Origin of the sequence: Burkholderia sp. Bp9099 (assembly GCF_003857805.1) — a bacterium.
GTDB lineage: Bacteria > Pseudomonadota > Gammaproteobacteria > Burkholderiales > Burkholderiaceae > Burkholderia.
In genome coordinates, this window is sequence record NZ_QTPU01000011.1 from 136,796 (window position 1) to 160,185 (window position 23,390).

A 23,390-nucleotide genomic window follows, 5' to 3' on the forward strand; every position below is an offset into this window, starting at 1 on the left:
CGTGAAAGTGACGCGCTCACAGGCGCTCGATGATCGTGACGTTCGCGAGACCACCGCCTTCACACATCGTCTGCATCCCGTAACGTCCGCCGGTGCGTTCCAGTTCGTGCAGCAGCGTCGTCATCAGCCGCGCGCCGGTCGCGCCGAGCGGATGGCCGAGCGCGATGCCGCCGCCGTTCGGGTTGGTCTTTTCGTGCGGGAAGCGCGTGTCGGCAAGCCAGGCCTGCGCGACCGACGCGAACGCCTCGTTCATCTCGACGACGTCGATCTGCGCCGAGTCGAGCCCGCTCTTCTTCAGCGCGGCCTTGGTCGCCGGGATCGGCGCGGTGAGCATCCACAGCGGATCGTCGCCGAGCACGCTCAAGTGATGAATGCGCGCGCGCGGTGTGAGGCCGTAGCGCTTCAAGGCATCTTCCGACACGATCAAGAGCGCCGCGGCCGCATCGCAGGTCTGGCTCGCGACCGCGGCCGTCAGCGAGCCGCCCGGCATCAGCGGTTCGAGCGTCGCCATCTTGTCGAGCGACGTGTCGGGGCGCGGCGTTTCATCGTGTTGCACGCCTTCGAGCGGCACGATTTCCCGCTTGAAATGGCCGGCCTCGATCGCCGCCACCGCACGGCGATGGCTCTCCAGCGCATAGCGTTCCATCGCGTCGCGCGACAGGTTCCAGTGATCGGCGATCCGTTGCGCGGCGACGAACTGCGATACCGGCGCGTCGCCGAAACGCGCGCGCCAGCCGGTGCTGCCCGAGAACGGGTCGTTGAAACCCAGCGACACCGCGCTCGTCATCGCGGACGAGATCGGGATCTGCGTCATCGTCTGCACGCCGCCCGCAACCACCACGTCCTGCACACCGCTCATCACGGCCTGCGCGGCGAAGTGCACGGCCTGCTGCGACGAGCCGCACTGGCGGTCGACCGTCACGCCCGGCACCTGCAGCGGCAACCCGGCCGCGAGCCAGCAGGTGCGCGCGATGTTGCCCGCGAGCGGGCCGATCGTGTCGACGCAGCCGAACACCACGTCGTCGTATTCGTCGGCCGGAATCGCGTTGCGTTCGACGAGCGTCTTCAGCACGAAGCCGCCGAGGTCCGCCGCGTGCACGTGCGCGAGCCCGCCCTTGCGGCGGCCGGTCGGCGTGCGCAGCGCGTCGACGATATAGGCTTGTTTCATTGATTGGTTTCCTCGAAGTCGAAGGTCTGCGCGGGGCCGATCGGCAATGCGTCGCCGAGGATCGCGTCGGCCACGCGGGCCTTGTGGAACGCGGTGTCGCCCCAGCTGCCGGAGAGCGCCCAGATCCGCTTCATGAAGATCTGCAGGTCGAGCTCCCACGTGTAGCCGATCGCACCGTGAACCTGCATCGTGTGGCGCGCGGCCAGCTGCGCGGCGGCGCTCGCCGCGAGCTTCGCGTGCGACACCAGCACCGCGCGCTGCGGGTGATCGTCGGCGATCGCTTGAGCCGCGCGCGCGACCACCGGCCGCGCGAACTCGTAGCGGATCGCGACGTCGGCGAGCAGGTGCTTGAGCGCCTGGTACGAACCGATCGCCTTGCCGAACTGCTTGCGCTGCGCGCTGTAGTCGATCGCGACGTCGAGCACGCGCTGCGTGAGGCCGAGCAACTGCGCGGCCACCGCGAACGCGCCGTGATCGAGCGCGCGATCGAGCAGCGGCGCGGCTTCGTCGGCGCCCGCGATGCGCGTGGCCGCCGACGGTTCCCAGTCGAGCGTGAACAGGCGCCGCGACGGGTCGACGCTGTCGACCGCGCGCCACGCGCACTGCGCGGGATCGACGCGGTGCAGCTCGCCGCGGTGCTCGCAGAGCAGCGCCTGCGCGACGTGCACGTCGGCCGCATACGGGTTCACCGGATGCACGAACGCGACACGCGCGCGCCCTTCGGCGATGTCGCGCAGCAGCACGTCGCGCCAGCCGCTGGCGGGCAGCCGCGCGAGCACGCCGGCCGATACCAGCGCCGTGTCGAGCAGCGGCTCCGGGCTGCCGAAATAGCCGTAGGTCTGCGCGAGCAGCGCCCATTCCGCTTCGGTCAGGCCGAGGCCGCCGTGCGCTTCGGGCACCGACACGGCGGTCAGCCCCTGCGACGCGAACAGCGACCACAGCGCGTCGGAGCGGCCGGTCGGCGTGGCCCACAGCTCGCGGATCAGCTCCGGGGTCATCTCGGTCATCAGCAGGCGCTTCACGCTGTCCGCGAGCGCTTCCTGGTCTTCATCGAATACGAAATCCATACGATGTCCGTTCAGTGAGGGAATCGCCGGCGCGCTCACGCGCGCGGCATGCCGAGCATCCGTTCGGCGACGATGTTGCGCTGGATCTCGTTGGTGCCCGCGTAGATCGGGCCGGCCTGCGCGAACAGGAAGCCGTCGAGCCAGTGGCCGAGCGTCGCGTGCTGCGCGGCCGTCTGCGGGACGACCTCGCCGTGCGCGCCGAGAATGTCGAGCGCGGTCTGGTGCATCCGCAGGTCCAGCTCCGACCAGAACACCTTGTTGGTGCTCGATTCCGCGCCGATATGGCCGCCCTTCAGCAGCCGGCTTGCGGTCGCATAGGTCGACAGCGCGTACGCCTGCGCGTCCATCCACGCGGACACCACGCGTTCGCGCAGCGTCGGGTCGCGATCCGCGCTGTCGCGGTGCGCGAGATACAGGTCGCGCAACGCCTGCGCGGTGCGCTGGAACCGCGCGGGCGAACGCAGCATCAGCCCGCGCTCGAAGCCGGCCGTCGCCATCGCGACCTGCCAGCCCGCGCCTTCGGCCGCGAGGCGGTTCTCGACCGGCACGCGCACGTCGTCGAAGAAGATTTCCGCGAAGCCCGTCTGCCCGTTGAGCTGGCGGATCGGACGCACCGTGATGCCCGGCGCGGACAGCGGCACCATCAGGAACGTGAGCCCGTGGTGACGCGACGATTCGGGATCGCTGCGGAACAGCCCGAACAGCCAGTCGGCCCACACCGCGCGGGTCGACCAGATCTTCTGGCCGTTGAGCACGTATTCGTCGCCGATGCGGATCGCCGTCGTGCGGATCGCGGCCATGTCCGAACCCGCGTTCGGCTCCGACCAGCCCTGCGCCCACACGTGCTCGCCGGCCGCCATCGCGGGCAGGAAGCGCGCCTTCTGCGCGTCCGTGCCGAAATCCATCAGCGTCGGGCCGAGCAGGAAGATGCCGTTCTGGTTCACGCGCATCGGTGCGTCGGCGCGCCAGTACTCTTCCTCGAAAATCAGCCACTCGATCAGGTCGCAGCCGCGCCCGCCGAGTTCGCGCGGCCACGTGACCATGCTCCAGCGGCCCGAGTGCAGCGTGCGCTCCCATTCGCGGTGCGCGGCGAAGCCTTCCTCGGTATCGAAGCTCGGCAGCCGCTCGCGCGGCACGTGCGCGGCGAGCCATGCGCGGATTTCCGCGCGGAACGCCTGCTGTTGCGGCGTATAGGTCAGGTTCATGCGCGTGCCTCCTCGACGCCTGCCTGCGCGTCGAACCGCGCGTCGCGCTTCTCGACGAATGCGGCGCGCGCCTCCGTCGAGTCGTTCGTCATGTACGCCTGCAGCGTGAAGCCCTGCTCCCAGCGGTATTTGTCCTCGAGATCGCCGTCCTCGACGCCGTTCAGCGCCTCCTTCGCGAGCCGCACCATCGCCGGGCTTTTCTCCGCGATCTTGCGCGCAATCGCGAGCGCCGCGTCGCGCAACGCATCGCGCGTCACCACCTGCTCGAGCGCGCCGAGCCGATACGCTTCGGCTGCGTCGATCATGTCACCGGTGAAGTACATCGCGCGCACCTTCTGCACGCCGAACAGTCGTTGCAGATGCGCGCCGCCGCCCATCGCGCCACGGTCGATCTCCGGCACGCCGAAGCGCGCGCAGTCGGCCGCGACGACGATGTCCGCCGCGCCGCAGATGCCGATCCCGCCGCCGAGCACGAAACCGTGCACGGCCGCGATCACCGGCTTCGGGTTGCGGTGCACCGCGCGGAACGTCTCGTAGTTGCCGGCGTTGACCGACACGATCCGCTCCGGATGCGCGGCGAGTTCCTTGATGTCGACGCCCGCGCAGAAGCCGCGGCCTTCGCCGCGCACGACGATCACGCGCACGTCGTCGTCCTCGCCGAGCGCGTCGAGCGCGCGCGCGAGCGCATGCCAGCCCTGCGCATCGAGCGCGTTCACGGGCGGATGGGCGATCACCAGTTCGGCGATGCCGTCGGCGCGCTCGATCCGGAACGGCGTCGCGCCGCCCGGTTGATTGGATGCAGTCATCTCCAAAGCCTCCCTGTGATGTTTTTTACGCAGCCTGTGCCGCGGTCGCGCCGCGCAATGCGGCCAGCGCGTCGAGCCGCTCGCCGGCTTCCGCGACGATCCGCGCGATCAGCGCATCGCACGATTCGATCGCGCCGATCATCGCGGCCGCCTGGCCGCTAGGCAGCACGCCTTCGTCCGGCCGCCCCTCGACGATCGCGCGCTGGATCAGGAACGGCGCGTTCGCGGCCATCAGCGTCTGGCTCGCCGTGTAGTCGTGCGAGCGCAGCGCCTTGATCGCGAGGCGGAGCATGTCGCCCGTGCTCAGCCCGTTCTGGCGCCGCCACGCTTCGGCCGTCTTCAGCGCGAACCACGTGCGGCGCAGCGAGCCGAAGCGTTCGAGCTTCAGCAGATACGGGTTGTCGATCATCCGTTGCGGCAGCCCGTCGAGCGCGTCCGACACGCGGATCCGCGCCGGGTCGCCGACCGCGACGTAGCGGTCGAGCGTTTCGCGCGGCACCGGCGATTCGGCGCTCATCAGGAAACGCGTGCCCATCGCGATGCCGGCTGCGCCATACGCGAGCGCGGCCGCCAGCCCGCGGCCGTCGAAGAATCCGCCGGCCGCGACGACCGGCACCCGCACCGCGTCGAGCACCTTCGGCAGCAGCAGCGTGGTCGGCACCGAGCCCGTGTGGCCGCCGCCTTCCGCGCCCTGCACCGTCACGATGTCCGCGCCGAGCTCGACCGCCTTCGACGCGTGCTTCGGCGCGCCGACGGTCGGCATGCAGACGATGCCGGCGTCCTTGAAGCGGCGAATCGTCTTCGCGTCCGGCCCGCGGCCGTAACTGACCGCACGCAGCTGGTGCTTGATCGCGAGATCGACCACCTGTGCGGCGTTCTTCTGGAACATGTGGAAATTGATGCCGAACGGCTTGTCGGTCAGCGACTTCACCTTCAGGATCTCGGCCTCGACCTGCCCGGGTTCGAGCGTCGCGCCGGCGAGGAAGCCGAAGCCGCCCGCGTTGGCGGTCGCCGCGACAAGCCGCGCGTCGGCCACCCAGCCCATCGCGGTCTGCACGATCGGGTAGCGGCAGCCGAGCAGGTCGCACAGCGGCGTATGCAACGTCGTGCTCATGCGGCGGCTCCGTTGACGGCGGCCGGTGCCGCATCGGCCTGCGCTTCGTCGTCCGCCGGTTCCGGCTTGCGCTGCGAGCTGGCCATCTTGCGGGCGTCGTAGCCGCCGAGGCGGTCGCCACTGACGAGCTCGTTGTGCGCATGCGCGAAGTGATGCCATGCGAATGCCGCATCCATCGCCGCGCGCTTGCCCTGGAGTTCCTCGACGTGGTTCAGCGCCTGCTTGGTCAGCGTGAGGCCGAGGCGCGGCATCGTCGCGATCTTCGCGGCGATCGCGTAGGTTGCATCGCGCAGCCGCTCGCGCGGCACCACGCGATTGACCATGCCCATCTGATACGCGCGCTCGGCCGGCATCCGCTCGCCGAGGAACAGGAACTCCTTCGCGATGCGCGGGTTCAGCTCGTACGCATGCGCGAAATACTCGACGCCCGGAATCCCCATCCGCACGACCGGATCCGCGAAGAACGCATCCTCCGACGCGACGATCAGGTCGCACACCCATGCGAGCATCAGCCCGCCCGCGATGCACGCGCCCTGCACCATCGCGATGGTCGGCTTCGGCAGGTCGCGCCAGCGCCGGCACATCCCGAGGTACACCTCCTGTTCGCGCGCATAGAGGAATTCGCCGCCTTCCTTGTCGACGTGGTCGTACCACAGCGACGCGCGGTCGAACGACTCGTGGATGTCGCGGCCCGGCGTGCCGATGTCGTGGCCCGCCGAGAAATGCTTGCCGGCGCCCGCGAGCACGATCGCCTTCACCGCGTCGTCGTGCGCCGCGCGCCGGAACGCCGCGTCGAGCGCATACGTCATCTTCGAGTTCTGCGCGTTGTGATACTCGGGACGGTTCATCGTGATCGTCGCGATGCCGTCCTCGACCGCGTAGTCGACGACACCGTCGCCGAACGTCATCTGGGTCGCTTCCATGTCGGACCTCATCCGCGGCGCGGCGCCGGATTGTTGCGCACGATCGTCGCGCGCAGGTTGTGAGGGTCGAGCGCACGCACGATGCGCAGGTCTTCCGCATTCGGCGCGGCCGTCGTGCCGAGGTCGGGCGCCGCGATCAGCGGGAAGCCGGTCGCGTCCTGCACTTCGTCGAAGCTCACGCCCGGATGCAGCGAACGCACGCGGATCGCGTGGTCGGGCCCGCCGAAATCCATCACGCACAGGTCGGTGACGATGCTGCGCAGGTCGACGAAGGTCTTCATGCCGGGCAGCCGGCGCGCCGGGTTGTAGCCGACCGTGCACACCATGTCGACTTCGCCTGCGACGAACGTGCGCTTGCCGTGGCCGCTCACGAAAAACGAGTTCGCGTGGTTCGTCGAGTTGCCGGGGAAGCCGCGCGCGCCGAGCAGCTGCGTCTTCGGACGCGTGTAGTCGTCGCCGAGCCACGAGATGTTCGCCTGGCCGAAGCGGTCGATCTGCGTCGGCATCACCAGCGCATGACGGCGGCCGTGCCACAGGCAGTCGAACACGCGCTCGTAGGTCATCCAGCCGCTCGCCTGCACGCGATAGCCGTCGGGACGCGGCCCGAGAGGGATCGGCGCCTCGACGAGATACGCTTCGCCGTCGGTCAGCATCAGCCCGCTGTTGTACGCGAGCCGCGCGAGGCCGGCCGCGAGCCGCGGGCCCGTGCCGATGCCGGTCGCCAGCACTTCGCCGTCGTCGCGCCAGAGTCGCGCGGACGCGACGATCATCAGTTCCGCGAGGGAATGGTCGAGAGATTCGCTCACAGGCGCTCCTTTACAGAATCGGCAACGGCAGCGTCGTCACGTGCGACAGCCCGCCGACGCCTTCGAGATACTGGCGCTCGTCCTGGCCGACCACGTCGCGCAGGTAAGCCGCCGTTTTCGCGTCGTCTTCCGCGCTGGCGCAGTACGCGCGCAGGTGCGGCAGGTCCCAGCCGTAGTCCGGCCCGCACGACGTCGGGTGCGCGCCGCCCGGCGCATGCACGACGCCGGTGACGAGCGAGCGCTCGAACGGATTGCGGCGCGCGGCGTCGAGGTCGTCGCTCGCGAGCGACACGTCGACCGTTTCCGCCGACACGTAGCAGCGCCGCGCGGCGCGCGCCATCCACGCATCGAAGAACGGATCGGGACCGTCGATGCGCGTGTTGCCCATCCGGTCGGCCGCGTTCACGTGCAGCAGCGCGACGTCGAGTTCGATCGCCGGCATCGCGAGCAGCGTTTCGCCGTCGTCGTACGGCGATTGCACCGTGCGCAGCTGCGGCGCGTGATCGAGCAGCGCGGTGCCGAGCCCGGCGCGCGTCGGCAGGAACGGCAGGCGCGCGGCGGCCGCGCGCAGGCCGAGCTGCAGCATCCCTTCGTCGAGTTCCAGCACGTCGACGCGGCCCTGTTCGCGGGCCCGGCGGAAATGCGGCTCGAGCGGAATCACGTCGAGCGACACGAAGCCGAACACCGCCTTGCGCACCTTGCCGGCCGCGCACAGCAGGCCGATGTCGGCGCCGCCGTACGCGACGATCGTCAGGTCCTTCAGGTTCGAGCGCGCGATCTCGCGCACCAGTGCCATCGGCTTGCGCCGCGGCCCCCATCCGCCGATGCCGATCGTCATGCCGTCGGCGAGTTGCGCGACCACGTCGCGCGCGGACATCGTCTTGTCGAGAGGTTTCATCGTCATCGTGCTGGCTTACCGGTATCCGATGCTGAAATCGTGGCCCCACTGGCTCACCTTCGTGGCCTCGAACACCGCATGCTTCGACCAGTCGACCGTGAGGCCGCCGAAGCCGTATTCGAGATCGAAGCCGCCGGGGGTCTTCATGTAGAACGAGATCATCTGGTCGTTGCAGTGGCGGCCGAGCGTCGCCGACATCTTCACGTCGTGCGCGGCGACCCGATCGAGCGCGCGGCCGACTTCGTCCATCGAGTCGACTTCGGCCATCACGTGCACACAGCCCGACGGCACCGCCATCTCGAACAGCGCGAGGCTGTGATGGCGCGCGTTGCGGCAGTGCATGAAGTGAATGCGCTTCTCGGGTTCGGCGGGGTCCGGCGTGAACTTCACGCGGTAGATGTCGGACAGCTCGAAGCCGAGCACGCCGCGCACGAACGCGTCGGTCGCGTCGAACTGCGGCGCGGGCAGCACCGCGTGGCCGAGCCCCATGTCGCCGGTGACGAAGCGCGCGACGCCCAGCGGCGACACGAAACGGCGGAAGTCGCAGCGCGCGCCCCAGTACAACTCGTGGCGGTTGCCGGACGGGTCGGTGCACCACGCCATCGCCTGCACGCGGCGCAGCGCGGCTTCGTCGCGCGTGGCGCGCACGGCCTCGACACCCGCCTGCCGCAGTGCCGTCAGCGCGGCGTCGAACGCGGCGCCGTCGGGCAATTCCCAGCCCGACGCGAAATAGCGGTCGGTCGCGCCGGGGACGATCACGTAGCGGAAATCGCGCTCGTCCATCTTCAGGTACAGCGCGCCGTCGGGCGCGTCGAGCACCTGCATGCCCAGCACGTCTTCCGCGTAGCGGCGCCACGCATCGACGCGGGTCGCCTCGACGACGACGTAGCCGAGCGCACGGACATCGATCATGTCGGCCTCCTCCAGGTTCAGAATCCGTTGTTCGTGAAAGGATTCTGGCCGGTCGGGGATGGCGTCACATCGTCTGTTGGGACGAGAGCGGGCGGGTCTTTCAGGACGACGCCGGCCGGGAGAGGACCGGGAATCGGACGCGCGCTAAAGCCCGGCGATACGGGTTGCAAGCGGGCGATGCGCGACGGAGAACGCGCAAGGGAAGAAGGCGGGAAGCGATGGCGGATTGCCGCGACGCGGCAACCCGGCTCACTCGAACGGGTTCAGCAGCCGGACGCCGGTGCGGGCGAAATAGTCGACATTGCGCGTGACGACCGTGAGATCGTTGATCAGCGCGGTAGCCGCGATCAGCTTGTCGAGTGCGTGGGCCGGGTCGGGCACACGCAAATGGCCCCACATCTGGCTGGTCTCGAGATCGACCGGTAGGATGTTCGACGCATAGCCGGACAGAATCGTCGCCATCCATGCCTCGAGCGCCGACGCCTGCGGATGATCGCCGCGATGGCGGATCAGATCGACGCCGCGCCGAAGTTCGGCCACCGTGACGATCGACAGGTAAAGCGGGCTCGCGTCGGCCTCGGCCTGCCTGAAGAACGCGCGCACGCCGCGGTTGGTTCGCTTGCCCTTCCTGATCTCGCTGATGACGTTCGTATCAATCAAAAACACGCCTGACCTCGCCGGAATCCTGAACACGTTGGAAATCCGCGTCTTCGCCGACGTCCGGCATGCTCATCAGCACTTGCGCGAATGTCCTTCGCTTCGGCCGGCCGAGCGCATCGGCCAGAATGGCCCGATGTTCGGCCTCGGCACTCCTGCCGTTCGCCGCAGCCTGCTCTCGAAGGCTCTGAACGATACTGTCATCCACGTTACGCACCAGAAGATTTGCCATGAGTCCCTCCATCCAGATTGCTATCAATGATAGCGCCAACGCGGTGATTTGCAAGCATTGCTATCATCGTCGTGATCGGACGGGAGCCGGTGGTCGGCGTTGGCCAGCGGCAGCAGACGGCATGAAGCCACCCACGTTCCGCCGTCGGCCCGACGCGTCGAACTGCTTTTGACCAAGGTAATCCAGCCGCGGCGACGAAAAAAGACGGCCGAATGGCCATTCACCGACGGATAGTCTGCGCCGGTGGGGGATGTCCGACGCGCGCCGCACGACCATCACCAGCACCGCGACCAGAATCACGGACGCGATCGGCGACATCGTGCCGGTAACGACTGCGACGAACGCCTGGGCCGGCACGGTCCAGGTGAGTGCCAGGACAATCGATTCGAGCCGGTTCGGCCGGACGTTCCGGCAGTCGAGCAACGGGCAACGGGAAGGTCTGCGGATACGGCCACGGCACGAAAGCGTCGAACGGCCGGAGCGCGGCCGTGCCATAACGCGCGTCCCGCTCAGAACCGGTACGAGATCCCGATCTGCAGCACCGGGTACCACCGATACCGCGACATCACCCGGTTCAGTTCGTCGAGGCCGCTGGCGGTCAGAATCTGGCTCTTCTGCGGTCCGGCCGCCGCGGCGAGTTGCGGCGACAGCGTGTACGAGCAGCGCGGGATGCCGTACGCGACGCCCAGGTCGGCGACGAAACCGAGGCCCTTCGACGCCGGCCGGTGCCCGTAGCCGATCCCGACATACGGCATCACGGTCGGATAGCGTGCCTCCGCGACCGCGTACATCCCGGGGAGCGCCGGATAACGCTTGCCGGCGAACACGTAGGTCCCGTCGGTGGGCACCGACACGCCGCGGATATCGTCGTCGTTGAAGCGCAATCCGATCGTCGCGCGAAAGCCGCTGCCGCGCCACGGAAAGATGTCCGCATACAGGCCGCCTTGCCGCAACTTGATGTCGTCCTGGTAGCGGTTGCCGGCCACCGTGAAGTCATGCGTCAGATTGATCGCGTTGAAATCCGCGTGCGCGCCCAGCACCGAATTGAAGCTGACGGCCGCGCCGATGCCGACGCCCTGCGTGCCGCCCTGCAGGTAGATTTCCTGTGCGTGCGCGCCGGCCGTGACTACCATCGCCAGCGCTGCCCATTGGTTCATTGTCATTTTCACGGGCGTCCCCCCGACATGTGCCGGGCGCGCCGACCCGCCACGTGCAGCGCATGTCGCCACGCGCGGCGGGTCCCCCGGCACGACATCTTGCAAGCAAGCTTGCTGTTTGACGGATCGAGCGTACGATGCCCGTGCGTGCCGCCGATACGACGCAGCGTGTCCGGCACGACGGGCCGCTATCCCGCGGCTCGATCCGATCCCCGATATTTCGATTTCGATGTCGTTACGTGCCGCTCCCGCGATTTGTCGTTGCCATCAGTCGCGATTGTGTCGAGCGGCCCCGACCTAACCGCAAGGCATGTGCCATGCGGCGCGAACCGGCACGGGACAAGCGTCGCGGCCAAACGTCCGCGGTGATGCGGGGGAGAATCGATGGAAATGTTTCAGGAACGCATCTGTTTTCGGCACGTCAGCACCGTGCCCGATGCAGCGGAGCGATGCATCGGGTGCCGCGACGCGCGCCGGGCAAGCACGCGCGGCTGTCGGCACGCGCGACATCGCAACGGCGTGCAAGCACGTGTGACGTCACGCATGGCAGGAAATGTTTCATCGACGTGACCTCGCGCGAGTCGCGCGTGGTCAGGATGCGAGAAGCGCGCAGCGCGGATCAGGGTGAATACCGAGGACGGTGCGCGCGCAACCAGTTGCCGCCGAGACGGCCGTTCATGCGCTTCGACGCATGCATGCGGGCAGTCGCTCCCGGGCGCCTGCGGCGCGAAGATCCGGGATCGATACAGCGGATTCGGCGCCGAAAGCAACCGAACGTTCGTCTGCCGGGCCCGCTCTCCCGAGCGGGCTCCGCGCATCCGCTACAACCCGTACCCGCCCGAGACGTTCAACTGCTGCCCCGTGATGTAGTTCGCGCGATCCGACGCGAGGAACACCGCCGCACGCCCGATATCGTGCGCCTTCCCCCAGCGCTTGAGCGCGAGCATCTTCTGCGTGTCGTCGATCCACGCCTGGTCGAACTGCCCCTGTTCGAGCAGCACCGGAAACATCCCGGCCTCGATCACGCCGACCAGGATCGAGTTGGCGCGAATCTCGTGACGGCCCTCCTCGCGCGCGAGCCCCTTCACCAGCGCCTCGTTCGCCGCCTTCGGCGCGACCGACAAGCCGTCGCGATCCGGCCAGCGCAGATGTCCGGCGGAGCCGAGCGTGACGAACGACCCGCCGCCCGACGCACGGAAATGCGGCAACGCGGCCTTCGCCGCATTGAAGAAGCCGACCGTCTCGACCTCGATCGCACGGCGCCAGTCGTCGTGCGTCATGTCGCCGATGCGACGCTGGTTCACGAACGGGCCGGCCGCCCACACGATCGTGTGCACGCGGCCGTGCGCGCCGATCGCGGCCGCGAGCGCGGCATCGATCTGCGCGGGAGCGGTCACGTCCGCGCAATGCGTGGTGGCCGCGACGCCTGCGGCGCACACCTCGCGCGCGACGCGCTCGGCCACCTCGGCCTTGCTGCGGTAACCGAGCGCGACCGGCACGCCGGCGCGCGCGAATTCGAGCGCGACGCCCTGCCCGATTCCGCCGCTGCCGCCGAACACGAGTACCGCGCCCTGCGGAAATCCGTTGTCGTTCATCCGTTCGTCCCGTTGATTTCGTGCCGTGCGCCGGCGTTCAGGCCGCCGCTTCGGTGCCCGCGCGCAGCCGGTACTTCAGCACCTTGCCGGCCGCGCTCGTCGGCAGTTGCTCGACGAACGTGAAATGCCGCGGCACCTTGTAGTTCGCCATGTTGCTGCGCGCCCAGTCGTTCAGTGCGTCGGCATCGATGTGCGCGCCGGGACGCAACACGACATACGCATGTCCGACCTCGCCGAGCCGCGTATCGGGCACGCCGACCAGCGCGACCTGCGCGATCGCCGGATGCGCGGCCAGCAGCCGCTCGATCTCGGCCGGATAGCAGTTGAAGCCGCCGACGATGAACATGTCCTTGATCCGGTCGGTGATCTTCAGGTTGCCGTTCGCGTCGACACAGCCGAGGTCGCCGGTATGCAGCCAGCCGTCGGCGTCGACGGCTTCGCGCGTCGCATCCGGCTGGTCGAAGTAGCCGCGCATCACGTTGTAGCCGCGCACCCAGATCTCGCCGGTCTCGTCCGGCCCGAGCGCCGCGCCGTCCGGCCCCGCGATGCGCAGCTCGACACCCGGCATCGGGCGGCCCGACGTAGAGGCGACCGTCTCCGCGTCGTCGCCGTGGCGGCACAGCGTCGCGAACCCGCACGATTCGGTCAGTCCGTAGCCGGTCAGCACGGTCTCGAAGCCGAGCTCCGCGCGCATCCGCTCGATCAGGCTCGGCGCGATCGCGGCCGCGCCCGTCACCGCGATCCGCAGCGACGACAGGTCGCGCGTCGCGCGATCGGGCGCATCGAGCAGCGCGTAGTACAGCGTCGGCGGCCCGGGCAGCACCGACACGCGTTCGTCGGCGATGCGGCGCAAGACGTCGGCCGGCTGGAACACGAGATGCGGCAGCACGGTCGCGCCGCTCGACAGCGCGGCGAGCCAGCCGGCCTTGTAGCCGAACGTATGGAAGAACGGATTGACGATCAGGTAGCGGTCGTCCCGGCGCACGCCGGCGATCGTCGCCCACGCCTGCGCGGCGCGCAGGTTCTGTCCGTGCGCGGTCATCACGCCCTTCGGGCGGCCCGTCGTGCCGGACGTGAACATCAGGTCCATCACGGTATCCGGCGTCACCTGCGCCTCCCGCTCGCGCACGGCGGCGAGCGGCACCGCCGCGCCGCGCGCGAGGAATGCATTCCAGCTTTCATCGTGCGCGCCGGACGGCGGCTCGCCGTCGAACACGACGACGCGTTCGAGCGTCGCGGGCCGGTGCGGCGCGAGCAGCGCCGGATAGGATTCGCCGAGGAAGGTGCCGCAGCAGAACAGCAGCCGCGCACCGCCGTCGTGCAGGATGCCGCCCACCTCCATGCCCTTCATCCGCGTGTTGACCGGCACGAGGATCGCGCCGACGGTGTGGATCGCCAGCGCCGCGACGATCCATTGCGGCAGGTTCGGCGCCCATACGGCGACCCGGTCGCCGGCGTCGATGCCGCTCGCGAGGAGCGCGCGCGCCGCCTCGAGACGCGCCGCGTCGAGTTCCGCGTAGGTCAGCCGGCCGTGCTCCGACTCGATCGCCGGATGCGCGCCGTGGCGCGCGGCAGCCCGCGCGATCAGCGCGGGCGTGGTGAGGATTTCGTTGTCCATCGTCATATGCGTCGAAACAGGGTTGCCGTCGGTGCCATCGACACGTCGCGGCTCAATCGGGGAACACCACGCGCAGCGCGTCGCTCGCGGGCCGCGCGCAGCAGGCGAGCGTCCAGCCCGCCGCGATCTCGTCGTCGTCGAGCACGTGGTTGCTGTCGAGCGTCACCGCGCCGCGTTCGACGCGGCACATGCACGCGCCGCACTGCCCCATCCGGCAGGAATTCGGCGCAGGCAGGCCGGCGCGCAGCATCGCGTCGAGCAGCGTTTCGCCGGGCGCGCTGTCGAACGCGAACGCCTCGCCGTCGAGCACCGTCTCGATCGCCGCGCCTTCACCGTCGCCGTCGCGATCGTCATCGCCGGACGTCGCCGCCGTTGCGGCCGGTGCCGCCGGATCGCCCTGCGCCGGCGCATCGGGCAGCGACGCGAAGCGCTCGACATGCACGCGCGCACGCGGCAGCCCGAGGCCGAGCATCGCGGCGAGCGCGTTCTCCATGAACAGCGCCGGCCCGCAGATGAACGTCTCCTGCTGGCTGAACGGCCGCGCGAGTTCCTCGAGATGCCGCTGCTGCGGCACGCCCTGCACGCTGTCGAGCCAGTGGATCACGCGCAGGCGGCCCGGATGACGGTGCGCGAGCTGCCGCAGTTCGTCGCGGAAAATCACCGCGCGCTCGTCGCGGTTCGCATAGATCAGCGTCAGCATCCCGCGGCCGTGCACGAGCGCCGATTTCAGGATCGACAGCACCGGCGTGATGCCGCTGCCGCCCGCGAACAGCAGCAGGTCGCCGTCGAGCGTACGCGGCGTGAAGACGCCGGCCGGCGGCAGCACGTCGAGCGCATCGCCCGCGCGAATGCGGTCGCACAGCCAGTTCGACGCACGGCCGTCGCGCACGCGCTTGACGGTGATCTTCGGCGCCGCGTCGATGCCCGGCGCGCTCGACAGCGAGTAGCAGCGCGCGACGGTCGCGTCCGTGCATGGCACGTTCAGCGTCAGGAACTGGCCGGGCCGATACGCGAACGCATCGCGCAACGCGGCGGGCACGTCGAACACGAACGAGCACGCGTCGTCGCTTTCGGCGATGACGTCGGCCACGGTCAGCCGGTGAAAACGGGGATCGCTCATCGCCGGCTCCTCATGCAGTGCGAGCCGCGCCGGCCGCACCCGCCGAAGCCGTATGCCAGCCGGCTTCTCCCGCGCGGCACCGCGCGTCGTTCGACGCCAGCGCCAGCGCTGGCGCAACACCGGCGAACGCGTTCAGTACCTGCGTTGCCGCCGCGCCGATCAGCTGCACGAACTCGTGCACGATCGTTGTGTCCGCACCATTCTCGATATTGCGGTTCAATCTGCGTGTCATTGATCGTCTCGTTCCGATGCGGAAAAACGCGCACCGCCGTCACGCGGCCGCGCGGGCCGCGGGCGCGCCGGGCGTCGTGTACGCACCGTCGAGATAGACGAGCGGATCGACGTCACCGCTCATCAGCACCTCGCGAATGCGCCCGATGAACACCGTATGCGTGCCGTATTCGAAGCGGCCGTCCTGCTCGCACACGAGGCTCGCCTGCGAATCGTGCAGATACGGCACACCCAGCGGCGACGTGTGCCACTCGCCGGTCGTGAAGCGCGCCTCGCCCTTCAGGCGGCCGCTGCAATCGATCGCGATGCCTTCATGCCGTGCCGACAGCACGTTCACGCAGAACGGTGCCCCCGCATCGAGCGGCGGATACAGCGACGCATTGCGGTTGATGCAGATCAGCAGCGACGGCGGATCGGTCGACAGCGAATCGACCGCCGTCGCGGACATCGAGTAGCGCCGGCCGTCGTGCGCGCTGCTGATGACCGTGACGGAGCGCGCGAGGCGGCGCATCGCGAGCAGCATGTCGGTGCGCAGCGGATGGGTGGTGAGATCGCTCATGATTGGACTCCGTCAAGTTCTGTCGTGGACGGCCGGGCTGACCGGCCGCCGGCGTCGGCCGCTTGCGCGGCCAGGTGGTCGGCGGCGATGAACCCGAAGGTCATCGCCGGACCGAGCGTCGAGCCCGCGCCGGGGTAGCTCGCGCCCATCACCGATGCACTGGTGTTGCCGATTGCATAGAGGCCGTCGATCGGCGTGCCGTCGGCGCGCAGCACGCGCGCCTGCGCGTCGGTGACGAGCCCGCCCTTCGTGCCGATGTCGCCCGCGTCGATCCGCACCGCGTAGAACGGCGCCTCGTCGACCGGCCCCAGGCACGGATTCGGCCGGTTCTTCGGATCGCCGTAGTACGTGTCGAACAGGTTGTCGCCCTTGCCGAACGCTTCGTCGATACCGGTTGCCGCGTAACGCGCCATGTCGCGCAGCGTGTCATGCAGCCCGGCCGCATCGACGCCGATCCGCACGGCGAGCGCATCGATCGTGTCGGCTTTCACGAGCACGCCGCGAAATGCGTCCGGAATGCGGGAATCGGGCATCATCGACGCCGGCATGATCGGCCCGCACGGATACTTGCGGCGAAAGCGCGCGTCGAACACCATCCACGCCGGCACGCACGCGCCGGTGCGCGCATGGTCGCGATACATCGCCGGCACGAATTCCGAATACGGCGCGGCTTCGTTGACGAAGCGCTTGCCGAGACCGTTGACGATCACGCAGCCGGGCAGGTTGCGCTCGACGAACAGCGCGCGTTGCTTCTCCTCGCCCGCGACGCCGACCGTAGGCGCGCCCCATACGTGTTCCATCAGCGCGAGCGCGCCGCCGAGCCGGTGGCCTTCGGCGATCGCGTCGCCGGTGTTGGCCGGCGGCGTCGCGCTCCATTGCATCTGCGTCGGTTGCGGCAGGTAGCGTTCGCGCATCGGCTGGTTGCGCTCGAAGCCGCCCGCGCCGAGGATCACGCCGCGCCGCGCGGCGATCGTCACGGGCTGCCCGAAGCGCTGCGCACGCACGCCCGTCACGCGGCCGTCGACGTCGAGCAGGTCGCGCATCGGCGTGTCGAGCCACACGGGCACGTTGCGCTCGAGCAGCGCGCGGCGCAGCCCGCCGATCAACGCGTTGCCGAGCGTCAGGCGCCGGTCGCGCCGCGTGCGGCGGCGCACGCCGAAATCGAGCCAGTAGCGGCCGAACTGCGCGATCGCGAGCCTCATGAAGCCCGGCCCGCGCGAGAACAGCGTGTGCGCCTCCTTCGACGTCACGGCGACGCGGCCGCCGATCAGCGTGCCGGGCGACGGCGGACGCAGCCGGTCGAGTTCGTCGCCGAGCAGCCCGCCGTCGAACGGCAGCGGATCGAGCGCGCGATAGCCCGGCATCGCGCCCGGCAGCTTCTGGAAATAGTCCGCGTACTTCGGCAGCGCCTGGTAGCGCACCGGCGTCTTCGTTTCGAGGTAGCGCAGCATCTCGGGCGCCTGGTCGAGATACGCGTCAAGCCGCTCGCGCGACGATGCGCCGGCCGTGCACGCGTCGAGATAGCGGCTCGCAGCCTCGCGCGTGTCGGTCGCGCCGAGTTCCGCGATATGGTGATTGCACGGCACCCAGATGCCGCCGCCCGAGACCGCCGACGTGCCGCCGTACAGCGCCGTCTTCTCGATCACGACGACGGACAGCCCGCGGTCGGCCGCGCGGCACGCCGCGAGCAGCGCGCCTGCGCCCGAGCCGACGACCACGACGTCGAACACGTATTGCTGCGCTTGCGTGTCGTTCATCGCCGCCTCGTCAGATGAAGTAGTCCGTGTTCTCGCGGCCGAGCATCACGGCGCCGAGGTTCTGGCCGAAGCGGTCCACGTTGTTCGCGTAGTGCGCGCGGGCCGCGTGCAGGTCGAGGAAGCGGCGCACCAGCGGATTGCGGTGGTAGATGCCGTTGCCGCCCGCATAGCGCAGCAGCGCGTTCGCGGCCTGCGCGCAACGCTCGGCGACCTGCGCGGACTGGTAGCGAAAATGCACGCGACGCTCGATCGACACGGCCGGGCCACCCGTCACCGACGCCATCAGTTCCGCGAAATTGCGCTTGAGCAGCACCTTCATCTCGTCGATCGCGACGGCCGCGTTCGCGCACGCGTTCTGCGCGCCCGGATCGTCGGTCGTCTTCGTGCCGCTGTTGGCCGACACGCGCGTGGCCGCATAGCCGGTGAAATCGTCAAGCGCGCCCTGCAGCGCGCCGATGCACGAGGTGCACACCGCGCGCACGAAGATCTGCGCGAACGGCAGCCTGAACAGCGGCGCGTCGTTGACGGCCAGGCCCGGGCTCGTGCCCATCATCCCGTCGATCGCCTTGTGCGTGCGGTACGCGGGCACGAACACGTCGTCGACGACGATGTCGTGGCTGCCGGTCGCGCGCAGGCCGAGCACGTCCCAGTCCTGCTGGATCCGGTAGTCGGATTTCGGCAGCAGGAAGGTGCGGTATTCCGGCGGCTGGCCGGCCTCGGCCGGCGGCACCAGCGCGCCGAGGAACACCCATTCGCACAGCTCGCTGCCGCTCGAGAACTTCCAGTGGCCGGACAGCCGGAAGCCGCCTTCGACCGGCGTCACGCGGCCGACCGGCATGTAGGTCGATGCGATCAGCGTCGCGGAATCCTTGCCCCACACGTCCTGCTGCGCGCGCTCGTCGAACAGCGCGAGCTGCCAGTTGTGCACGCCGACGACGCCGTACACCCATGCCGTCGACATGCAGCCGCGCGCGAGCGCCATCTGGATGTCGAAGAAGGTTTGCGGATCGAGCTCGTAGCCGCCGTAGCGTTTCGGTTGCAGCACCTTGAAGAAGCCGGCGGCCTGCATGTCGGCGATCGTCTCGGCCGGGATGCGGCCCTGCGCTTCCGCCTGCGCGGCGCGGCCGGCCAGCGTCGGCGCGAGCGCCTCGGCCCGGGCGATCAGCGTGGCGGCCAATGCGTTCGAATCGTTGTCGCGATGCACGAATGTCTCCTGTGATACGGAGCGCGCGCGGCGGCGCCCACCCCGGTCTCTCTTTAAGTGATTCGTCGCGGGCGGCGCCGCGAGCGAGAGTCCCTGCCGACGATGGTCGGCTTCGCGCGGCCGCGCCGCATCGTCCGAAGGGACGACGGGCGCGGCGTGGCGCGACACGCCTCGCCTTATGCGCAGGCGCGCTCCTGTTCCTTGTTGAAGAACGGGATCACGTGCTCGCCGATGTTGCGGATCGTCTCCATCTGCGCGTCGTGCGGCACCGTGCCCATCTGGCACAGGAACAGCACTTCGTCGACGCCCGCTTCCTGCAGGCGGCCCACGTAGCCGATGCAGTCGTCCACCGTGCCGTACGCATGGTTCGGGTTCATCATCGCGAGCGCCGGATCGGCGAAGTTCACGACGACTTCCTCCGACGCGAAGCGCGAGCGGATCACCATCTCGCCGGTATCGGCCTGCACGAGGTCGTCGCCCCACTTTGCCGGGTCCGGACGCTCGCCGCCCGTGTACCAGTACGCGAGCGATTCCATGAAGTAGCGCTGGCCACGGATGCCGATCTTGCGGGCCTTCTGGCCGTCGGCCATCACGACCGTCGGGCACAGCGCCGCGAGGTGCTGGGTCGGGCGGAAGCCGACCTGGTCTTCCGGCTTGCGGTTCGCCCACGCTTCGCGATAGATCGTGTTCTTCTTCGCGACCTCATCGGGGCCGCCGAAGCCGAGCACCAGCGCGCCCATCCCGCGCTGGCCGGCGCGCAGCAGCGCGTCGGTGTTCGTGCAGGCGAGGTACATCGGCGGATGCGGATCCTGGAACGGCTTCGGGTGGATCGGACGCTTCGGAATCTTGATGTACTTGCCGTCGTGCTCGATCTCGTCCTGCACGAACATCTTCGGCACCAGGTACATCGACTCGTCGATCATCGGCTGCAGTTCGTTGAGGTCGTAGCCGAACGCGCCCGCTTCCTGCTGGCTGCCGCCCTTGCCGACGCCGAAATGCACGCGGCCGCCCGACAGGATGTCGAGCAGCGCGACGCGCTCGGCGACCTTGATCGGATGGTTCATCGCCGGCGGCAGGCACACGACGCCGTGACCGAGGCCGATGCGCGTCGTGCGGCCGGCCAGGTACGCAAGGAAGGTTTCCGGCGCGCTCATGTGCGCATAGTTGGTCAGCGACGTGTGCTCCACGCACCAGATCGTGTCGAAACCGACCTGCTCGGCCAGCAGCGCCTGTTCGACCGTCTCCTTGAACACCCGGTGGTCGCCCTCGCGCGATGCGTCGGTGGTCTGGGCTTCGTAGATGAGGGAAAACTTCATTGCGTGCGTCTCCATGTATGTTGGACGAGTCGGGGTCGCGCAGCCCGCCCGCACGATACGGACGAATAGCGACGGTCCACGGATGGGAGTGTCGGCGCGCGGGCCCGCCCGGGCATCGTCTGTTTGGAGTAACGGCACGCATGCGGGGACAGAGGGGTTTCACCGTCGTCCGATCGGACTGCGTCGCGGCCGGCACCGCGCGCTAGCATCGAACGACGGTGCGGTGCGCGCCGGTCACATCACGACAAGGGAGAGAGGGAATGAAGGTATCGATGCTGCTGTACCCGGTCGACGACATCGACACGGCGCTGCCGCTGTTCGTCGACGGACTGGGCCTGAACGTGAAGTTCCGCGACGGCGACCGCTATTGCGCGCTCGACGGCGGCCCGCTGACGATCGCGCTGGTCGCCGGCGACGAGCAGATCGTCGAGCGCGCGGCGCTCACGCTGCGGGTCGATGAGGATGACGACCTTTACGCGGCGATGGCGCGGGTCGTGAAAGCCGGTGCGTCGGTGCGCGTGCCGGTGCAGGCCGGCCCGCACGAATACCGCGCGGTGCTGGAGGACAGGAACGGCGCGCTGCTGGTGCTTTCGCAGAAACGCGCGGCATGACACGGCGGTGCGTGGTGCGTGGTGCGCGGTGCGTGGCGCGCGGACCGGCCGGCGGGGACCCGGCCGGATGCCGCGCGACGCGTCGCCGTCCGGTAACGACCTGCGCTACCCGCTTTGATCGACCGCGCCGGGCGCGCGCAGGTCGCTGGTTTCCGGTAGCTCGAGCAGCGTGCCGGCCGGCTGGCCGAGCCGCTTCGCGGCGCGCGCGATGCATTCGACGTCGGGCGGCGCGGGCGGCCGGTCGCCGTTCAGCGCATCGAGGCATCTTCCCGATGACCACCGGAATCGGTACCATCGAGTGCTCGTAGACCGGCCGTGCGCCGGCGCGCGCCTGCCGCTGCCGGGCCGCGCCCCCGTCGCGCCGCCGCCGCGCCGGTCGCCGCACTTCCCGTTTCGTCATGTCCCGCGAACCCTCACACTCCGCGCTGCTGTGGATCGTCGCCGCCGCGTTCTTCATGCAGTCGCTCGACACCACGATCGTCAACACCGCGCTGCCGTCGATCGCACAAAGCCTGCATGCGTCGCCGCTCGCGATGCAGCCGGTCGTGGTCGTCTATACGCTGACGATGGCGATGCTCACGCCGGCGTCCGGCTGGCTCGCCGACCGCTTCGGCACGCGCCGCGTGTTCTCGCTCGCCATCCTGGTGTTCTCGCTCGCATCGATCGGCTGCGCGGCGTCGCACACGCTCGGCCAGCTCGTCGTCGCGCGCGCCGTGCAGGGCATCGGCGGCTCGATGCTGCTGCCGATCGGGCGGCTCGCCGTGCTGCGCCGCGTGCCGGGCGAGCGGTACGTCGCGGCGATCGCGTTCGTGTCGATCGCCGCGCAGCTCGGCCCGATCGTCGGGCCGACGCTCGGCGGCTGGCTCACGCAGGCGATTTCCTGGCACTGGGTGTTCATCGTCAACGTGCCGGTCGGCATGGTCGGCTTCATCGCGGTGCAGCGCTTCCTGCCGCACGACCAGGCGATGCAGCCGCCGCCGTTCGACTTTATCGGCTGCGCGCTGCTGTCGGTCGCGATGATCGCGCTGTCGCTCGCGATCGATCCGCCGATGCGCGCGCACCGCACCGGCTGGGCGATCGGGCTGGCCGTGCTCGGCGTGGCAAGCGCGCTCGCGTACCTGCCCCATGCGCGGCGGCGCGCGCAGCCGCTGTTCCGGCTCGGGCTGTTCCGCGAGCCGAACTTCGGCGCGGGGCTGCTCGGCAACCTGCTGTGCCGGATCGGCACGAGCGCGGTGCCATTCATGCTGCCGCTGCTGATGCAGGTGCAGCTCGGCTATACGCCGCTGCAGTCGGGGATGATGCTGCTGCCGGCCGCGATCGCCGGCGTGATCGCGAAACGCTGGATCGCGCCCCTCGCGAAACGCTTCGGTTATGCGACGTTCCTGGTCGTGAACACGGGGATCGTCGGTGGCGCGATCGCCGGGTTCGCGCTGGTGTCGGCCCGGCCCGCGCCGGTGCTGGAGATGGCGTTGCTGGTCGTGTTCGGCGCCGCGAACTCGATGCAGTTCGCCGCGATGAACGCCGTGACGCTCAAGGGCCTGTCGCACGCCGACGCCGGCAGCGGCAACAGCCTGTTCACGATGATGCAGATGCTGGCGATGGGGCTCGGCGTATCGATCGGCGGCGGGCTCGTGAACCTGTTCGCCGCGCATTGGGGCTCGATGGCGAACGGCTTCATGCTGTCGTTCGTCTGCATGGGCGCGGTCACGCTGCTGTCGTCCGTCGTGTTCCGGCGGATCGATACCGCCGCGCCGCCGCGGCCGGTCGCGCCGCGGCCGTCCGCGTAAGCGCCGCCGCGGGCAGGCGCGGCCGTCAGTTCACCGGGCGGCGCTCGACGACCCGCTTGAGCACCCAGCGGATCGACGAACCGTCGGCCGGCGGCTGCGCGACGCGGTATTCATCGACTTCCAGCACATATTGATAGCCGGGCTGGTACGCAAAGCCCTCGATGCCCGCGTACCACAGGCTCCACGGCTCGGCCGGGCCGCTGCGCACCTGCAGGCAGTCCATCGGCGCGACGCCCGTGCAGCGCGCCGCCTGCGGCGCGACATAAACGGTCCGGGTCACGGGCCGGCCGTCGGCCGGGCGGTCCGCGCGTGCATCCGGCGCGGCCGCGCCAGTCTGGCATCCGGCGAGTAACGTGCTGCCGGCGATCACGGCCGCGCCGAGCAGCGTTCTGATCTTGCGAATCATCTGATGGTCCTCAGGAAGCGTTGGCGGGCCGATTAGACGAATGCTGCGCCGGCAAAGTTCACAAATGGCTTACAGCGCGCGCGCCGCCCCCCTCATTCGTGGGATGTCACGTCTGCACGGGCACGTTACCGTATTCCGGTGCAGGCAACCGCGCGCCGCCGCCGGCGGTCCGCATTCGCGCATGCACGCACCCGCACGCCCGGCGCACCGCGACCCGGCGGCGGCAACAGGAGACAACCCG

Annotated in this window: 23 protein-coding genes; 2 read left to right on the forward strand and 21 right to left on the reverse strand. The window is 69.4% G+C overall.

Going from position 1 to position 23,390, the window contains the following annotated elements:
* Positions 1 to 16: 16 nt before the first annotated feature.
* The 20 genes from DIE17_RS14645 to DIE17_RS14750 form a co-directional block, all read right to left on the reverse strand.
* Positions 17 to 1,168: an acetyl-CoA C-acetyltransferase gene (locus DIE17_RS14645; RefSeq protein WP_124666787.1), complete on the reverse strand. Its 1,152-nt coding sequence runs from the start codon at positions 1,166 to 1,168 to the stop codon at positions 17 to 19.
* Positions 1,165 to 2,235 carry an acyl-CoA dehydrogenase family protein gene (locus tag DIE17_RS14650; protein WP_124666786.1) on the reverse strand — a complete coding sequence of 357 codons (1,071 nt, stop codon included), beginning with the start codon at positions 2,233 to 2,235 and terminating at the stop codon, positions 1,165 to 1,167. Before DIE17_RS14650 ends, DIE17_RS14645 begins: the two co-directional genes overlap by 4 nt.
* Before the next feature lie 35 nt (positions 2,236 to 2,270).
* A complete protein-coding gene (locus tag DIE17_RS14655; protein ID WP_124484684.1) occupies positions 2,271 to 3,440 on the reverse strand; it encodes an acyl-CoA dehydrogenase family protein in 1,170 nt (389 codons plus the stop codon).
* Entirely contained in the window at positions 3,437 to 4,246 is an 810-nt protein-coding gene (locus DIE17_RS14660; RefSeq protein WP_124645900.1) for an enoyl-CoA hydratase family protein, read from the reverse strand. The genes DIE17_RS14655 and DIE17_RS14660 overlap by 4 nt, the downstream gene beginning before the upstream one ends.
* A 25-nt stretch (positions 4,247 to 4,271) precedes the next feature.
* The gene (locus DIE17_RS14665; RefSeq protein WP_124666785.1) at positions 4,272 to 5,360 is read right to left on the reverse strand and encodes a nitronate monooxygenase family protein; all 1,089 of its coding nucleotides are present in this window, start codon (positions 5,358 to 5,360) and stop codon (positions 4,272 to 4,274) included.
* The gene (locus DIE17_RS14670; protein WP_044845673.1) at positions 5,357 to 6,283 is read right to left on the reverse strand and encodes an enoyl-CoA hydratase; all 927 of its coding nucleotides are present in this window, start codon (positions 6,281 to 6,283) and stop codon (positions 5,357 to 5,359) included. Before DIE17_RS14670 ends, DIE17_RS14665 begins: the two co-directional genes overlap by 4 nt.
* Positions 6,284 to 6,291: 8 nt before the next feature.
* A complete protein-coding gene (locus DIE17_RS14675) occupies positions 6,292 to 7,089 on the reverse strand; it encodes a CoA-transferase subunit beta (protein WP_124521986.1) in 798 nt (265 codons plus the stop codon).
* Positions 7,090 to 7,099: 10 nt separating this feature from the next.
* Positions 7,100 to 7,993 (reverse strand): CoA transferase subunit A, encoded by an 894-nt coding sequence (locus DIE17_RS14680; RefSeq protein WP_124666784.1) that lies wholly within the window; start codon positions 7,991 to 7,993, stop codon positions 7,100 to 7,102.
* 9 nt (positions 7,994 to 8,002) lie between these two features.
* The gene (locus tag DIE17_RS14685) at positions 8,003 to 8,899 is read right to left on the reverse strand and encodes a VOC family protein (protein WP_044845676.1); all 897 of its coding nucleotides are present in this window, start codon (positions 8,897 to 8,899) and stop codon (positions 8,003 to 8,005) included.
* A gap of 249 nt (positions 8,900 to 9,148) precedes the next feature.
* Positions 9,149 to 9,565, reverse strand: coding sequence for a type II toxin-antitoxin system VapC family toxin (locus DIE17_RS14690; protein ID WP_185733764.1), 417 nt, complete (start codon positions 9,563 to 9,565; stop codon positions 9,149 to 9,151).
* Complete coding sequence (locus DIE17_RS14695) at positions 9,552 to 9,788, reverse strand: FitA-like ribbon-helix-helix domain-containing protein (protein WP_014899176.1); 237 nt, start codon at positions 9,786 to 9,788, stop codon at positions 9,552 to 9,554. Before DIE17_RS14695 ends, DIE17_RS14690 begins: the two co-directional genes overlap by 14 nt.
* Positions 9,789 to 10,297: 509 nt before the next feature.
* Positions 10,298 to 10,945, reverse strand: coding sequence for a hypothetical protein (locus tag DIE17_RS14705; protein ID WP_409362213.1), 648 nt, complete (start codon positions 10,943 to 10,945; stop codon positions 10,298 to 10,300).
* A gap of 821 nt (positions 10,946 to 11,766) precedes the next feature.
* Positions 11,767 to 12,540, reverse strand: a complete 774-nt coding sequence (locus DIE17_RS14710; RefSeq protein ID WP_124521994.1) for an SDR family NAD(P)-dependent oxidoreductase — start codon at positions 12,538 to 12,540, stop codon at positions 11,767 to 11,769.
* Positions 12,541 to 12,577: 37 nt separating this feature from the next.
* Positions 12,578 to 14,164: a FadD3 family acyl-CoA ligase gene (locus DIE17_RS14715; protein ID WP_124666782.1), complete on the reverse strand. Its 1,587-nt coding sequence runs from the start codon at positions 14,162 to 14,164 to the stop codon at positions 12,578 to 12,580.
* A 46-nt stretch (positions 14,165 to 14,210) separates the two neighbouring features.
* Positions 14,211 to 15,278, reverse strand: coding sequence for a ferredoxin--NADP reductase (locus DIE17_RS14720; protein WP_124666781.1), 1,068 nt, complete (start codon positions 15,276 to 15,278; stop codon positions 14,211 to 14,213).
* A 10-nt stretch (positions 15,279 to 15,288) separates the two neighbouring features.
* Positions 15,289 to 15,510, reverse strand: coding sequence for a hypothetical protein (locus DIE17_RS14725; protein WP_124570887.1), 222 nt, complete (start codon positions 15,508 to 15,510; stop codon positions 15,289 to 15,291).
* Between the two features lie 39 nt (positions 15,511 to 15,549).
* Positions 15,550 to 16,068: a flavin reductase family protein gene (locus DIE17_RS14730; protein WP_044845681.1), complete on the reverse strand. Its 519-nt coding sequence runs from the start codon at positions 16,066 to 16,068 to the stop codon at positions 15,550 to 15,552.
* Positions 16,065 to 17,825 (reverse strand): FAD-dependent oxidoreductase, encoded by a 1,761-nt coding sequence (locus DIE17_RS14735; RefSeq protein WP_124666780.1) that lies wholly within the window; start codon positions 17,823 to 17,825, stop codon positions 16,065 to 16,067. The genes DIE17_RS14730 and DIE17_RS14735 overlap by 4 nt, the downstream gene beginning before the upstream one ends.
* A 10-nt stretch (positions 17,826 to 17,835) precedes the next feature.
* A complete protein-coding gene (locus DIE17_RS14740) occupies positions 17,836 to 19,029 on the reverse strand; it encodes an acyl-CoA dehydrogenase family protein (RefSeq protein WP_124522000.1) in 1,194 nt (397 codons plus the stop codon).
* Between the two features lie 176 nt (positions 19,030 to 19,205).
* Complete coding sequence (locus DIE17_RS14750) at positions 19,206 to 20,345, reverse strand: LLM class flavin-dependent oxidoreductase (RefSeq protein WP_124666779.1); 1,140 nt, start codon at positions 20,343 to 20,345, stop codon at positions 19,206 to 19,208.
* A gap of 260 nt (positions 20,346 to 20,605) precedes the next feature.
* Between DIE17_RS14750 and DIE17_RS14755 the strand changes: the two genes are divergently transcribed.
* Together DIE17_RS14755 and DIE17_RS14765 are read left to right on the forward strand one after the other, a co-directional pair.
* Positions 20,606 to 20,956 (forward strand): VOC family protein, encoded by a 351-nt coding sequence (locus DIE17_RS14755; RefSeq protein ID WP_124484670.1) that lies wholly within the window; start codon positions 20,606 to 20,608, stop codon positions 20,954 to 20,956.
* A 398-nt stretch (positions 20,957 to 21,354) separates the two neighbouring features.
* Positions 21,355 to 22,743 carry a DHA2 family efflux MFS transporter permease subunit gene (locus DIE17_RS14765; protein ID WP_124666778.1) on the forward strand — a complete coding sequence of 463 codons (1,389 nt, stop codon included), beginning with the start codon at positions 21,355 to 21,357 and terminating at the stop codon, positions 22,741 to 22,743.
* A 25-nt stretch (positions 22,744 to 22,768) separates the two neighbouring features.
* On the opposite strand, the gene DIE17_RS14770 is transcribed toward DIE17_RS14765, so the two are convergent.
* Entirely contained in the window at positions 22,769 to 23,149 is a 381-nt protein-coding gene (locus tag DIE17_RS14770; RefSeq protein WP_124666777.1) for a DUF4377 domain-containing protein, read from the reverse strand.
* Between the last annotated feature and the right edge of the window lie 241 nt (positions 23,150 to 23,390).